Raw genomic sequence first — 14,743 nt, 5'->3', positions numbered from 1 at the left:
TTATAATTTCCTATTACATTGATATTATTAAACTATTATTAGGAAATAGCCTAATAGGGAAAACTCACCAGAAAGTAATTTTACCAGGATGGAGTGATAATTATGGTTGTAATTTGGAGAAAAGAAGTTGGCTCAAGGGGAACTGTAAAAGGAGTTCAGGATGATTATGACAATACACTAAAATCTTGTATTGAATGCGGGGAATACAAGGACATTATGGAATTCAATAAAAATCCGAATGTAAAAAGCCACTTGTTATTTGAAGTTTTAGAAGATGAGTGTCTTGATTGTATGGTAAATAAAAAAGAATATCCTCAATTGCCGGAAAATAAACAATCTAATGAAAAAATCACTAAGGGTTATCATGAATTTAAGAAATTATTTATTACAGATAAAAAAAGAAGTGACTTCGAAATCTGGGAATTTAAAGTTGAACCCCAAAATTATATTCTGTTCATTAAAGACAAACGAGAAGAATTTTTTTTTAATCTTCCTTTTACTAATATGCAAGGCAATGATTCTTCAAGACATGCTGCTTATTGTTATTTTACCGAAAAATATGGTGATGATTTCTTTTCAAGTATAAAGAGTATAAGAATATGTTCATATACAATAGACAGAAATCGTCCGCTTGAGAGGAGGAATCATCCTCCTATGAAATTTTTAAAATTTATCCCTGAAATTCATCATGTCAATATCCTTACAATTGAAAATGACTTGGAAGCTTCTGATATAGAGAATATCTTCGAAAAGTATCAAGCAATATTAGAAGGGAAATATATACAATATTATGGCAATAAGTATGAAAGAAGTCCATTAAACCGTCAAAGGGCTTTAGAGTTACATGGGTTCACTTGTAAAGTATGTGGTTTTAATTTTGAAGATGTTTATGGTGAACGAGGCAAGGAATACATTGAAGTTCATCATGTAAAGCCGTTGAATTCGTTAAAAGGAGAAGAACAATACTTCGACCCTAGAACAGACCTCATACCTGTTTGTTCTAACTGTCATCGGATGATACACAGGAGACCTGACAAAGTTCTCTCTATTGAGGAAATGAGGAAAATAATCAACAAAGGTAATTGCCACAACAAAGTCAACAAATAAAGTATAGCCTTCTACCATTAATTCGATATACTTAACCATCTTTCAGGATAACGAGAGCCTGAAAATGGCGTGTTTTGTATTTGCCGTTCCGCTTAACAGAAGTGCTACCACAATGAACACAAGTCATTCCAGATGCAAAACGAGCTTCACGAATATCTTTCATACCACCTTGATAACTCAAGGTTAGATTACTAAATAAACCTATGTAAATGCATAGGTTTTTTTATGTTAACGGTTGTAAAACTCGATTTTTGGCGCGCAAAATAAGCATTTGCTCCACTTGTTTTTCAAATGTAAAATTCTTCCCTCCAAAAAAATATGCGGATATTAAAGAAAGCCCCGTACTAAACGAGGCTTTTTGCGTTTAAAACTCCAGTTCAATTATCTTCAATTCAAAATCATTAAGAAATTCCAGAGCTCCTTTTAAATCCAGTTCGTGTTTTATATGCATTTCGTCTTTTAGATATTCCGGAATGTACGTAGCGAATTTAGAAGGGAAATCACTTATTTTTTTCTTTTTCTCCACAATTTCTTTCTCATCCCATATGCAAGATTTTAAGTCAAAGAAAAGGTCGTTTATATCACCGGAATATTCAAATCTAATTCTTCCCAACAAGTCTCTCTCCAGAACATTTACATCTAGTACCCTCATCATCCAGTGAAGCGTAGTTGTAATTTGAGTAGAAGTAAAGGTTTCTATTAAATACTCTCGTTTATTTTTCCAAAGAGCACGATGTTGGATACCGACTTCATAAAGTTTATAAGGTCTACGCAGCTCTTCTAGGGCAGATTTCGATTTATAATCTATATACTCAAATTCATCTTCACCTGACAGAACCTCCATCATCTTTTCACCGATTCTCTTGTGAATCTTTCCGCCGTCACCAAAATATTTTGGGGGCTTGGCATTAACAGCTTTTCTTACATAAGCTTTATTTCTATCTGAATCAAGTGAAATAACCGTCCATAACCGTCCGGATAAAATAATGTTATCTCCCTCGAATATAAAAGGTGTTTTGTCTACCTGACCAATTTTGCGAGTTCCTTCCACTACCTCGTATTCTTCATTTGTCATGAAGACGGAGTAAAACTCTTTGCTTCTTAAAATTCGTTCCCCTTCTATCCCTACTATTAGTTCGCCTCTTCCGCTCAACTTTTCAAGAATGTCTTTTTCAATCATGTAATTAATGAGAAGTTCAGCTTTATGACTTTCTAATGAATGAAAGATATCATTGTTGTGAACGAAATGTAACAGTTGTTTGATTGTCATACCATTTTTCTCAGCACACACTGAAATGAGTTGATGAAATAGAATATCATATGGTATAGCGTATCCCGTAGCAGGCTCAATCCATTTATCAAGAACAAGCTCCATAACAGCAAGAGACTGAAGCAAGCTGTCTTTGCTGGTGCTGTAAAGCTGCAACATCTGAGAAGCATCCCGTTCTCTTCCTGAGCGACCTAAACGTTGCTTCAGAGACGATACAGTGTAGGTACTATCCAATTGGACAACTAAATCAACATTTCCTATATCTATACCGAGTTCTAAAGAACTGGTGGCTACTACGCTTTTTGGCATATTTGTTTCGGACATGACTTTCTCTACATATTCCCGCTCTTTTTTATCAATAGAGGAATGGTGAGCATAATATGTTTCTCCCATCCCTTCCCGCTCCGCTAATCGATTTAAAAAGACAGTTGTCTCTTCCACACTTCCCCGGCTATTACAAAAAATAATAGACTTTTGTTCTTTGGTGATTTCCCGCATATCTTCAAATAATTCTATCGGTTTTTTGTTATCTTTATCGGTTTCAAAGAACATCAAGCTATAAAGTAATTGTTTATCGGATGACTTATCTTCTATTATGGTCACGTTTTCTGGGTATTTAAAATTAATCCACTCTTTAACCAAATCAAAATTGCCAATTGTGGCTGATAATCCGACAATTCTAGGTCGTTTCGTTGCGAACTCCTCAATTCGAGACAACAAAGACCGCAACTGCACACCTCTTTCTTTATCGATGAAGGAATGAATTTCATCAATAACAACGAACTCTAATTCTTTAAAAAGAGTAGATAATGCACCTGGGCGATTAATAAATAAACTTTCTATCGATTCAGGAGTAATTTGGAGAATTCCTGTTGGATTTTTAATAAACTTTTGTTTTTTACTTTGGGAAACATCACCGTGCCAACGATGGATTTCAATGTTCATGTATTCGCAAAGCTTATTTATCCGCTCAAATTGATTATTAATAAGAGCTTTTAAAGGTGATATGTAAAGTATCTTCAATGCTTGTCCGGCACTTGCTTCCACTTCTGTTAAAACAGGCAAAAAAGCTGCCTCTGTTTTACCAGAAGCAGTACCAGCGGATAACACAACATCATCTTCTGTTTGAAGAACAGCAGGAATGGCTTTTTCCTGTATATTTGTAAAACTGGACCAACGCATATCCCATATCTTTTTCTGTAAAAACTTTGATAACAAATCAAAAGAATTCATAAGAAACCGCCTTTCCTTTTGACCATGATGCGATTGTGAAAATTATTGATTCGCATACTTCTTCCAATCGAAACCGTTTAGCAGTTGTTGATAAAGAAAATCCTCAACACCGAAAGGAACCATTTAGTTATTGGATAGCATTCTCCATGATTTGGTTCCTTTTTTATCACGTCTAATAGCATTTCCATTTAGGTCTTTAGCATAGATATAAATGGCTTCGCTTTAAAATTACCCATATACTCTATGTCGATTTTTTTAATAACAATATCTTGAATTGACCGTAATCTATTTTTATCTAACATCAATAAAAGCAATTTATTGTTTTCCAAATGGAATTTCCACTCTTGGCTGCATATTTGTCAATCCTTCATATACTTTAACTTTCTGTGCGTGAGAATCGAGATTGGAAGCTTGGCGTTTTTTCTTGTTCGACTGTCTTTTCTGCACCAAATATTTGTTCACGGTTATAATCAGGGTTCTGATGCAGGATGTTTAATGCACCTATGAATCCACGAATGATATCACCCACTGTTAAGTGTTCAGAAGCTCCAGGGCGATTGTATTCCGTTACAATGTACCGTTTGATTTCACCATCCGTAATGGATGTCTCATAGTCATTATGAGCAGCATGGATATCGCGGAGTCTCTGCAACAATAAGAAGGTTTCGTCATTCTTTAATGGAGTTAATTTAATGACCGGTTGAGAAAGGTCTCTAAATTCGCTCGTTTCAAACTTATTGGTTTCTAAACGACGCTTTAGAGCACCATAACTGAATAACCCGCGCCTTTCGTCTTCTAGGAACTCCACCGTACCGCCAAATGTAATATAAAGACCTTCAATATTCCCTTGAAGAGTATCATTATATATTTTTAGAATGGTTTCGTAGTTTTTATCTCTCGTTTGAGGGTGTGTTATTTTGTAAAGGTTAATCGCTTCGTCTAAGTTTACTACCAATCCGGAATAACCGATTTGTTTAACGAACTGAGATAGGATTTTAATGTAGTTGTACCAATTATTATCATCAATGATATCTCGAACACCTAAATCTGTTTTCGCTTCTGTTCTTGTACCATATTCTCCCCGTAGCCATCTAAGAGCTCTACGCTGCAAGTCCTGGTTATCTTTTACGAATCCACGGAAATATTGAGTAAGAATACGGGCAAAATCAAACCCGCCCGTTAATTCATCCATTTTAGAAATAACATTGGTAATTTCTCGCTCCACCTGTGACACAAATAAAGGATTATCATATTCGACGGTTGTAAGATTTTTCTCCTGCATGACTTTCATTTGTACTTCATTAATCCATTTGTCTAAAATACTTGGCAACGCATTACCATCGGGCTGTGTGGATGTAGAAAGGTTTTTCATAAGTTCACTATACAAAGCTACAGCTTTGTTTTCTGTTCCATATAATCTTCTTTCGGGCGTAAAATCAGCCGATGTCACAACAAACTTCTCATTGAAAGCTAATTGTTTGATAAAACCTTGAATGAAGCTTTTACCGCTACCAAAAGGTCCAATAAAGAACTTAATAACAGAAGAACCTTTTTTAATGTTATCTAAATCCGTCATTATTTGTTTCGCTTCGTCAGTACGTCCTACCATAATGTGTTGTATTCCACGATTAGGGACGACACCCCCGCTTAAAGAATTAAGTATGGCGGATGAGTCACGTTTCTTTATCTTCATTATTCATTACCTCTCCTTTATCCTGTTGACCACCGATTCAAATTCCTCAAATATTAAAATAGTATCTCCGTCTTCCTCTAGGAAGTTATCTTCTAAAGATTCCTGAGCTTTTTCATTAATAGAACTTAATAATACACCTAACATTTGACCCTTAGACTTTAAAAATTGAGTGGCTTCCGCTTTAGTCCATTCCATATCGGTGAAATGTTGGATGAATTCCCGTTCAATATCGGTTAGTTCCCCTAAGAAATTTTCCACTTGCTCCTCATCCGCATCATCACCTGAAGTGGTGAAAAATTTATATAATCCATCTTTTTCCTTATCAGGTTTTGTTTCTTCGTTAGAAGGTTTCTCTCCTACTTCTTCTTGTTTCTCATTTGTTGGCGTATTAGTGTCTTCTTCATTCTCTAAATGTTCTTGCGCTCTTCTTTCTACTTCGTCCACCAGGTTGTCTGTTTCTGCTTTAAGTTGCCTGATTCTATCATCATTAAATTCAATTACTACTTTCGGTTTATCCTCTGGTTTAGGTGGAATCAGACCGCCTTGTTTTTCCTTACTCTTTGTCTTGACTGTCTTAAAACGTCCTTTCTCTTTAGGGCGGGACAGGAACGTTATCATTTCCTCTTTTAGTTCTGGAGGAAAGATATTCTCATCTACTTGGAGTTGTCGTTTTTCCCCGTTCATCAATCGGGTTACATTCTCTGAGAGTTTGAAAAAGGCAACTACTTCCTGATGAAGGAGTGGTGTTGGATAAATATTATCTATTTTAAATTGGATAAAATTATTACCTCCACGAATGGAAACCATTCCAGGAAATAACCAACGTTGTTGCATATCCTCTCTTTTTTCAAAGTACAAATCAATTAGCTTTTTGTTGTCCCGTTTTACATGACTCGCTTCCAATAAAGGAAGGCATTCTTTGAATGTTTTATAAATCTTATTTTTGTTTTCCGTGTAAAATTTTGATTCCCGGAAAGAAAAAAGATAACTTTTCCAATAGGTTATGGAAATTCGAGACAGGTCATCATGTTTTTCCTTTAACTGCTTATATAGTGGCGGAATAGAGGGGATATTTGGGCTCCACTTTTCAGCTAAGCGATATTCCCCTAATTCATACAACATATCGCCTATTAAAGAGATAAACCGTTCGATGTGATGCTGACCTCTATAAGCTTCATAAAGCCTGTAAAGCATACTCAAATTAAATGCAGCATTTTGATTAAAAGAGTAATTGATGAGTTCATATACAAAAACATATATGTAACTCAAATCAGTTGGCAGATAGTGACCATTCAATACCTGTTCACGCCAATAAAAATACCAATTCTTTTGTTCTTTCTTCATGTCAGCAAATTTGGAATAATAAGTATGGAATGGAGGCATCTCGCATTGGTGATGTGTCATATTACTGAATCGAATAGAATCTTTTACAAAGTTTTTCTCAGAGACATCAAACGTAATGGTAACACTAATGCCATTCGCAACCTCTCTTTTAGGAGGTTCCATGATGTCTTCTAACATCTTAAGAATTTTAGGGGTTGTTTTAATGTGTTTGAATTCATCTAAATATATGGATTCTTCATTATAAGAAAATAGTTTTTCATGCTTTTTCTCAGACTGCTTTTTCTCAGGATTCTTTTTTGCCATTATAGGGGCAGAAACAGAAAGCTGCGGTGGTGTCTTGTTATGCATTGGCTCTGCGACAATGGTTTCAACTTTTTTGTTATCCTTTTTATCTCTGTTGAATAATTTTTTAAAAAACAAATTCCTCACCCTTTGTTGTTCGGTTCACCTAATCCTATTTTACTGATATGACTACAAAATGGAAAGAGTTAACCATTTGGTTTTAAACGTTTATATAGTATTAAATTACTAGCATGAAATTACTAGTGGGTATTACATAGAAAGGACCTATCTTTACCGGATAAGTCCTTTGTTAAGAAAAAATATTCTAAACCTTAATTTTGTCTTTTAAAAAATCTGAGGATGATATTTGGTTCATGATTGATTCAAGGCGCGACTTTTCATTTATCAGATTCTCTTGGTGTTTCGATTCTTCCAGTTCTAGGCACAATGCTTTGTGTTTGAAGAACCTGTATCTTTACCATCAAAGAAATCCGAATAGCAAACCTTGTACTTATAAAACGTGTATATATTGATTATTATCGGTTTGAGTCATCCATCTCCGAGCGATTTGCTCAATGAAATTAATTGAAAGGTTCCCATCTCTATCTTGAACCTTCAGCATTTCACATCAAACGGTATCATGAGAAACCAAGAGTGTTCCACGCCCCAAATGATTTTGAAGACCTTTTGCGGTTGTTGTTTTTCCACTCCAGAGTTTCCTCGTAAGATAATTAACTTAGATTCCACATTATCCCCCTACGCATCTTCCTTTGAATTTAACTATCTTATTCATTCGATACAGAAATAAATAATTCCTTCTTTAACAAAACTGCCACATTTACTTGAATAAGAAAAAAAGCCTTGCCCCATTATTGAAGCAAAGCACCCGTTAGTTGAGTAAGGAAAAAAAGGCTGTCGAAACAGCCATACTTGTTTAATTTATTCTCTAATCTTATAATAACGTTCTAAGTTCTTCCGTCATTTGTTTCACTAATTCAGGTCTTCCGTGAAACTGGGCAGGAGTATTTTGGTATAGTTTAATAAGCCAATTTCGGTCTTTTTTTACCACAATAAGCGTTTGATTATACACATTTCTATGTATCGCAGGTATAGACCCGTACATTCAGAAGTTCGTCAGCTTAACCTTTTTTTTAGGTTTATTCGCATTCTCACCATATTCATTCAACTCAAGCATCATGATTTACACCACCCCATCGGGTAGGCTTTCGTCAGCTTAACCTGTTACGGCAAATCCTCACGCCTTTTCACCGAGCTTATAACACTATCATTCTTACTAAATCCAGTGCTATTCGACTAAGAGAGAACCCTTCAAGGCGTTACCCCATCATTTGATTCTTCGATATAATCCTTCAGTTCGGATTAGAACTGTCCGACCTTTACCTGAGTATTGTGACCAATCTCAATTTAAGCCAGAAACATTTCGCACAACGAAACTGCCCCGTTACTTTAAGTACATTATTTCACAAGGTCTTTGATAGTCTTATGTCGATTTTAACATAAATATCCAAATACCTTTACAATTACCATAAAATCCACTTACCAAATCACCACAAAATCACATACCCTCCAATAATTATTTCCGTCAATGTGTAATGACCTGTGAATTGATGTGTGATTTTAAAATTAAATACAAAAAAACATTGATATAACAAGAAAAACCGCAAGGTGAATTTCTATGTGAAAATCCGTGCAATTTGCTTTGTGTTTTACTTGTTTGCACCTCTGAAGTAAACCCGTTATCTTAAAAGTAGGCTTTTAAAAAAACCGATAACTTATATGAAGTTTAGGAGGACTTAAGAATCAATAAATAGATAGTTTCGCCTGCCACTAAAAATAAAGAATTTAAAAATACTGCCTGTTCTGTACCAATGATTCGAACCAAAGCTGTTAATTATTATTTTCACTTTTAATGTTTGAGCTTGCCTAATATCTAAATAAACGTAGGAAGTAATCTAAAACTTTTCGATATGACAACTCATGTGAACTAAGAAATTTTCTATAACCTGGTACCTCATCCCTTCTTATCCCCATTATTTAATTAGTCCTCTCCAACAACTAAATATTTGATTTTCATTCCTAATGTGTATACTTTCTTGGCTATAATATCTTCCCCCATCTCAAAGTTGAAAAAAGCGTAGTTTGTGTATTTTCCCTCATCATGAACTCCTTTGTACTGCACTCCGTGATAGCCGATTTCATAGCAACAGTCTCTAATGAAATTCGGCAGCAAATATACATCCTTTAAAGTTTTTGTATTAGTATCTTTTTCGCTAAAAAACCCGCCGAAGTTCTCAAAGAAGTCGATGTTCAACAACTTTAATTTTTTTTCAATCTCAAAGACACCAATTTCCACTTTCTCGTCATGTGCAGGGTGTATCTCCAAAGGAATGCCTTCAACTTTATCCGAACAATATAATACTGACGTTCCAATGAGATTATACCGTCCATGTGATGAAACACCTTTCGGCGGGCTCCACATTTCATCTTTATTAAACCTTCTACCATCCACTTTGCGGTTTCTTCCCCGGTACAATATTTGACCTTTTTTGAGCTCAATATTATCCTTCGCTTCAAAATGTGCTTTTAATACGTCATATACCTTTTGACCCACTGGATGTTTAAATGCTAATAAAGGGTTCTCAATCATGTACTTCTTAAAATCACTTAATTCTGCTTGATTTAAGCTTATCCCATATTGTAATGCAAAATTAGAAAACTCTTCATAATCCAATCCCCAAAATTCATCTATTTCCTTTTGGGTGTAAATCTCATCATACAACTCAAAAATTCCCCCGTCTGGGTTATGTTTCGGATGCATTGCTTCCTTTCCATAACGACATTTCTTACATTGCAAGTATTGAGTTACCGTCTCATGCAAGGCTTCCGGAATTTCGTGGTTGTATAATAATTCCTCAACAGATGTCCCTAGCACTTTTTCTCGGTACTCATCTTTATCAGCTTCTTTATTCCACTTATATAAAAAATAATCAATTTCATTTCCTTCACAGTTAAAACAAGCGTCAATATTTTGTGATAAACTATCTCCCAATTCTTCAATAGCATGGAATATTTCTTCATCAATTGTATCTGAAAAATAATAGGATTCCTCTGAGTCAATCTCATGGTTACAAATCAAACAAACCGCATCACTATTACTGTTCCCTTCGAACCATTTACCTTCAGGAATCTCAATTCCATATTCATCGAATATAAGTTTAATATCATCAAAACAGCTTTCACAACATACATCCATTGATTTCACTTCCTAACAATACATATTTATATAATCACTATAAATATTTTATAACTATTTAAAATGGATGAAAAAAATACGGTCCTTCTGCCCAATTAACTCCTAAATTTTACTATACTTCTTTCTGAATTAATATCATTTAATCTAAACATAAAGTTCATTTCAGGCTTTTAGAAAAAATCATTCGAGCCTTCCAAGTAAGAACGTTTAAGAGGTATTATAACTATAGTTACTTAGGGTGATTTATTTCCAAAGTGGGGTTCATGGCGCTACCCTATCTCAAGCATTATGGTTTTTTATTTGTATCATCTCAATCATTCTGAACAATAGTACACTCCATCTCAATGTTTGTGATTCTAATTTAGTTCACAAAGCTTAAGATAGGGGAAACACAGGTACCTTGACTTGGCTCATTTGACCCTTTTGGGGCTGTCTCAACCTTGGTGAATTTAAAGGTTGATGTATTAAGGGTTTGCCTTGGTTTGTGTCTCAAACTTTGTGGAGTTGTCTCACGCTTTATGATGTTATCTCAAACTTTCTGATGGATTACAAGCAGCATTTGAGTTCCTGCACCTACTATGATTTCTTCAGGGCTGCAGGTAAATCCCCTTGAACGGTAAAGATAACCGGCTATTTCATAGCGCAGCTCCCATTCGCCTTGTGGGTGACCTTTATATCTGGAAGAATCTGTCTCACTCTTCAGCGCCTCCATGACTGATTTTTTCCAAGTCTTTAAAGGAAATGAATCAAGATCAATGTTTCCCTGGCTAAATTCAATATTATTACAGCTTCGAAAATTGTCGTTTTCTGCTATTTCCGGGGAAACACTTCTGCTGTCTTGAAAGAGGCTTTCATCTATTTTGGAAACAAAGTAGCCCTTTCTTTCCTCAGAGTAAATATATCCTTCTGCAATGAGCTGCTGATAAGCTTTTTCTATTGTATTCATACTTATACCCAAATGGCGGGAAAATTGCCGCTTAGAAGGTAATTTACAGCCCTCACTCAAGCTGCCATCTAAAATTTCTTTTTTCATATAAGAATATAGCTGAAAGTAAATGGGTTCTGAATTAGCAAACTCTACTGTTCTTTCATTCATAGAAATCCCCTTTTCTTCTTCTCTCTTACTATTAGTGTACAGTTTTTAAGCAATCTGATCCCATAAAAAAGATGAAAACTGGCACTTTTATTAGGTTCAGATTCATTTTAAACTGTAATAAGGAAGGAGTGAATCTGATGAATTCAATTGCTGGGGAAATGAAAGAATTTACCACAGAAGAGGAAGCGCTACAGGCATGGGACATTATGAAACAGCTTAGAACTAACCTTACAAGAGATGAGTATTTGCAGCTGTTTGAGGAAATGAAAAAGGAAGGTTACAGACTGTTTGCCTTTCTTGCAGAGGGAAAAACGGCAGCAGTGGCAGGAGCCGCGGTAAGAACAAATTTTTATGATGGAAAGCATTTATTTGTTTTTGACCTGGTGACAGACGTTAATATGAGATCACGTGGTTATGGGGAAGCTCTCCTTGAATATCTTCATAATATGGCTGAGGAACTTGATTGCAGGACAGTCGCTCTTACATCAGGATTGCAAAGAAAAGAAGCTCACCGTTTTTATGAACAAAAAATGGGTTACAACATAACCAGTTATTCTTTTAAGAAGTACTTGGCGGAGGAATAAGCAATTCTGACAGAAATGAACAGGAAAACGGCAGCTTCTTCAGCTGCCGCCCTTTCAGTGAGTGTGTCTTAACTTCAGAAGTTTCCTTCTTTCAATGAAAATCTGGAATCCAGGTCAACTTTTAGCTTTCATCATTACAGTGGAGTTATCTCTACTGAAAAAGTGAGATAATCCCCTTATATCCAAAATACAAACCAAACCCTACAAGTGAAAACCCTGAAAGGGCAGCAATGACCCTGATGCCTCCTAAAGTTAAGAACGTACGAAATCCGCTGGCCAGAGCCGCCACAATAATATCCCAGAGTGCAAGCCCGATAAAGATCATCGCACTGTATGCTAAGAGCTGCCCTGTTCCATAAGAGCTGGCTGTTTCTGCTAGCACCGACCCATATATACCAAGCCAAAACAGCATAGAGAGGGGACTTGATATAGACAATAGAAAACCTGACAGAAAACTCTTTGCCAGCGATTGTTTTTTTCTGTCTTCACTTATCTGGTAGGAGTTTGCACCAATGATGCTTTCAATCCCTGTGTAAAGAAGAACAAATCCTCCAAACAGCCACAGGAAGGTTTGAACCGGCCTTGCATCCAAAAAGTTGACAAGTCCCATATACACCAGAAGCATATAGCATCCATCAGCAACCATTGATCCGCATCCTACCATCCATGCATGCCAAAACCCGTTTTTCAGTCCCTTATCAATTCTGGCGGAATTGACCGGACCAATTGGAGCTGCCAAAGTTAGCCCCAACAGAATATACCCCGCGTATATATTCAACTCTACCACCCCGGATTTGATCAGCTTGTACAATGTATGCTCATACGGAGTGAATTAACACAGATATATCCTATTTGAAATCTCTTAGGCGTGGAACGATTCATCAATTCAAAAAGCCGCAATACATTCTTTAACGAAATGTACTCCGGCTCACATTTATTCTGTAAGTAGTTGTGAATATCGATCTGATGGATAAAACCTCAGTAAATCACCATAAATAATTTTATCAGAAGCCAGCAGCTCTTCCTGGGCTTTTTCTTCAAAAACACTGCACATTTCAGAGGATTCCAAGGGCTCCCCCGTCTCTTTTTTATAGCAGATATTTGATGCAGAAATATAATGTTCAGTGATAAAGCTGCCATTTCTTAAAACCGTAAAGTCTGCTTTATTTTCTGAAAAAACACTGCTGCCGAACTGCACGGAATGTTTAGCTTGAATGCCCAAAAGCTGAAGCAGGGTCGGCTTTACATCAATTTGGCCGGCAACCTGATCATATGTGTGCGGATTCTGATCAGAAATACCCGGCATGTGTATAAGAAATGGCACTCGCTGCAGCTGAACTGTGTCAAAAGGTGTTATTTCATCTTTTCCTAAAAATTCTGCCATGGCTTTGTTATGATTTTCTGAAATAGCATAATGGTCTCCCATTAAAATAATGACAGAGTTTTCATACAGCCCTTCCTTTTTTAGAGATTCTATAAAGTGCTTCAAAGCCTCATCCTGATATCTGACAGTCTGTAGATATCTGTTTAGTATATCAGAGCTAGAATCATAATCTTTCAGAAGCTTGTCCTCTTCCTCCAGCTGAAAAGGAAAGTGATTGGTCAGCGTGATAAAATAACTGTAAAATGGCTGAGGCATCTCTTTCATCAGTGAAGCAGACTGTTCAAAAAATTCCTTGTCCTTCAAGCCCCAGCCCACACTATTTCCTTCATGAACCTCATAGCTGTTTACATCAAAAAATTTCTCTATTCCTAGTGACTCATACATAACGTCACGGTTCCAAAAAGAAGCGTTGTTGGCATGAAAAACAGCAGTGTAGTAGCTGTTTTCTCTCAATATATGCTGAAGAGTATAATATTTATTGTCTGCATGCGTAAAGAAGACGGCTCCCCTTCCAAGCGGGTAAAGAGAGTTTGCGACGATAAACTCAGAGTCAGAGGTTTTTCCCTGCTCTGTTTGATGATAAAAATTCTCAAAATAATAGCTGCTATTAATAAAATCATTCAAAAAAGGTGTGATTTCCTGTCCATTCACTTTTTCATTCACTACAAAGCTCTGAGTGGACTCCAAAGATACAAATATAACGTTCCGCCCTTTTGCAGCTCCAAACATATCAGATACCGTTTCCTGCTTTTTCCCTTCAGTGAACTCCTTAAGATCCGCAAGTTCATTTCCGTCAGCTAAAGCTTTTTGGGCGGAGGTGGAGGTTTGCATCAGGGCATCATAAACGTGAAAATCATACAATCCAAGATTTTTGACAAGGGCTTCCCTATCAAAAGATCTCGCCAAAATGTTCGGCCTTTGCAGCTCCGCAATTCCCAGATTCAGCATTAGCAATGCCCCGGCAATCAAAAAATAAATCTTTTTCTCCCTGACAGGAATATCTGCCTCATCATGTAAAAGAAAGATCTTTCTAGCAAGCCAGCATAAAATGAAAATATCCACAGTGAGCAGGAGGTAAAACGGCCTGATCAGTTCCAGCACGCTGCTTCCCAAATCTCCCATGTTACTTGACTGAAAAAGAACAGGAATGGTAATAAAATCATTATAAAAACCGTAAAAAGTAATATTTGATATTAATATAAAAGTCAGTACAGAGCTGACTGTAATAATAAAGATGTTTCTGTTTCCTTCTTTCATAAACAAACTCAGCCCAAAAATCAGTAAGAGAAAATTCAAAGGATTAAAAAAAAGGATGACCGCCTGTATGCCGTTTTCAATTTTTAAATCAAAACAAGTGAGATATACAATATATGTTTTTGCCCACAAAAAAAGGACGGCAATCAGCATAAATGCATATTTTCTAAGAAATCCATTCACCATAGTGTCCTCCTGAATATCACTGCATTTTACCTCCAC

The 14,743-nt window shown here is 36.1% G+C and carries 9 protein-coding genes and 2 pseudogenes; 2 read left to right on the top strand and 9 right to left on the bottom strand.

Features of this window, described 5'->3' with window-relative positions; translation table 11 throughout:
* Positions 1-102 precede the first annotated feature (102 nt).
* Positions 103-1,107: an HNH endonuclease gene (locus tag GJU40_RS21345; RefSeq protein ID WP_154307097.1), complete on the top strand. Its 1,005-nt coding sequence runs from the start codon at positions 103-105 to the stop codon at positions 1,105-1,107.
* Here GJU40_RS21345 and GJU40_RS07270 read toward each other — a convergent pair.
* From GJU40_RS07270 to GJU40_RS07245, 7 genes and pseudogenes are all read right to left on the bottom strand, one after another.
* Positions 1,105-1,270, bottom strand: a pseudogene (locus tag GJU40_RS07270) (IS1595 family transposase); the annotation flags it as partial. The gene GJU40_RS21345 and the pseudogene GJU40_RS07270 overlap by 3 nt on opposite strands.
* Before the next feature lie 201 nt (positions 1,271-1,471).
* On the bottom strand, positions 1,472-3,610 hold the full coding sequence (locus GJU40_RS07265) for a DEAD/DEAH box helicase (RefSeq protein WP_154307096.1): 2,139 nt from the start codon (positions 3,608-3,610) through the stop codon (positions 1,472-1,474).
* Positions 3,611-3,986: 376 nt separating this feature from the next.
* Positions 3,987-5,303 (bottom strand): ATP-binding protein, encoded by a 1,317-nt coding sequence (locus GJU40_RS07260; protein WP_154307095.1) that lies wholly within the window; start codon positions 5,301-5,303, stop codon positions 3,987-3,989.
* A 6-nt stretch (positions 5,304-5,309) separates the two neighbouring features.
* Positions 5,310-7,067: a TerB N-terminal domain-containing protein gene (locus tag GJU40_RS07255; protein ID WP_154307094.1), complete on the bottom strand. Its 1,758-nt coding sequence runs from the start codon at positions 7,065-7,067 to the stop codon at positions 5,310-5,312.
* Positions 7,068-7,881: 814 nt separating this feature from the next.
* A pseudogene (locus GJU40_RS20970) lies at positions 7,882-8,013 on the bottom strand (SgcJ/EcaC family oxidoreductase); the annotation flags it as partial.
* Between the two features lie 975 nt (positions 8,014-8,988).
* Positions 8,989-10,203 (bottom strand): RES domain-containing protein, encoded by a 1,215-nt coding sequence (locus tag GJU40_RS07250; protein WP_154307093.1) that lies wholly within the window; start codon positions 10,201-10,203, stop codon positions 8,989-8,991.
* 529 nt (positions 10,204-10,732) lie between these two features.
* Complete coding sequence (locus GJU40_RS07245) at positions 10,733-11,299, bottom strand: GntR family transcriptional regulator (RefSeq protein ID WP_154307092.1); 567 nt, start codon at positions 11,297-11,299, stop codon at positions 10,733-10,735.
* Positions 11,300-11,436: 137 nt separating this feature from the next.
* Here GJU40_RS07245 and GJU40_RS07240 point away from each other — a divergent pair, with 137 nt between their 5' ends.
* The gene (locus tag GJU40_RS07240) at positions 11,437-11,883 is read left to right on the top strand and encodes a GNAT family N-acetyltransferase (RefSeq protein ID WP_154307091.1); all 447 of its coding nucleotides are present in this window, start codon (positions 11,437-11,439) and stop codon (positions 11,881-11,883) included.
* Positions 11,884-12,034: 151 nt separating this feature from the next.
* Here GJU40_RS07240 and GJU40_RS07235 read toward each other — a convergent pair whose 3' ends face one another.
* Together GJU40_RS07235 and GJU40_RS07230 are read right to left on the bottom strand one after the other, a co-directional pair.
* On the bottom strand, positions 12,035-12,670 hold the full coding sequence (locus GJU40_RS07235) for a LysE family transporter (protein ID WP_425481207.1): 636 nt from the start codon (positions 12,668-12,670) through the stop codon (positions 12,035-12,037).
* Positions 12,671-12,817: 147 nt separating this feature from the next.
* On the bottom strand, positions 12,818-14,707 hold the full coding sequence (locus tag GJU40_RS07230) for an LTA synthase family protein (protein WP_154307089.1): 1,890 nt from the start codon (positions 14,705-14,707) through the stop codon (positions 12,818-12,820).
* Positions 14,708-14,743 lie beyond the last annotated feature (36 nt).

It is taken from the genome of Metabacillus lacus, from assembly GCF_009674805.1.
In the GTDB taxonomy this organism is placed as follows: domain Bacteria; phylum Bacillota; class Bacilli; order Bacillales; family Bacillaceae; genus Metabacillus_C; species Metabacillus_C lacus.
This window is presented reverse-complemented; position numbering and strand designations above follow the sequence as displayed.

What these genes read in the sequence shown, in the direction of transcription:
- GJU40_RS21345 (WP_154307097.1), top strand. Translation starts at nt 103, where the DNA reads ATGGTTGTAATTTGGAGAAAAGAAGTTGGCTCAAGGGGAACTGTAAAA.
- GJU40_RS07265 (WP_154307096.1), bottom strand. Translation starts at nt 3,610, where the DNA reads ATGAATTCTTTTGATTTGTTATCAAAGTTTTTACAGAAAAAGATATGG.
- GJU40_RS07260 (WP_154307095.1), bottom strand. Translation starts at nt 5,303, where the DNA reads ATGAAGATAAAGAAACGTGACTCATCCGCCATACTTAATTCTTTAAGC.
- GJU40_RS07250 (WP_154307093.1), bottom strand. Translation starts at nt 10,203, where the DNA reads ATGGATGTATGTTGTGAAAGCTGTTTTGATGATATTAAACTTATATTC.
- GJU40_RS07245 (WP_154307092.1), bottom strand. Translation starts at nt 11,299, where the DNA reads ATGAATGAAAGAACAGTAGAGTTTGCTAATTCAGAACCCATTTACTTT.
- GJU40_RS07240 (WP_154307091.1), top strand. Translation starts at nt 11,437, where the DNA reads ATGAATTCAATTGCTGGGGAAATGAAAGAATTTACCACAGAAGAGGAA.
- GJU40_RS07230 (WP_154307089.1), bottom strand. Translation starts at nt 14,707, where the DNA reads ATGGTGAATGGATTTCTTAGAAAATATGCATTTATGCTGATTGCCGTC.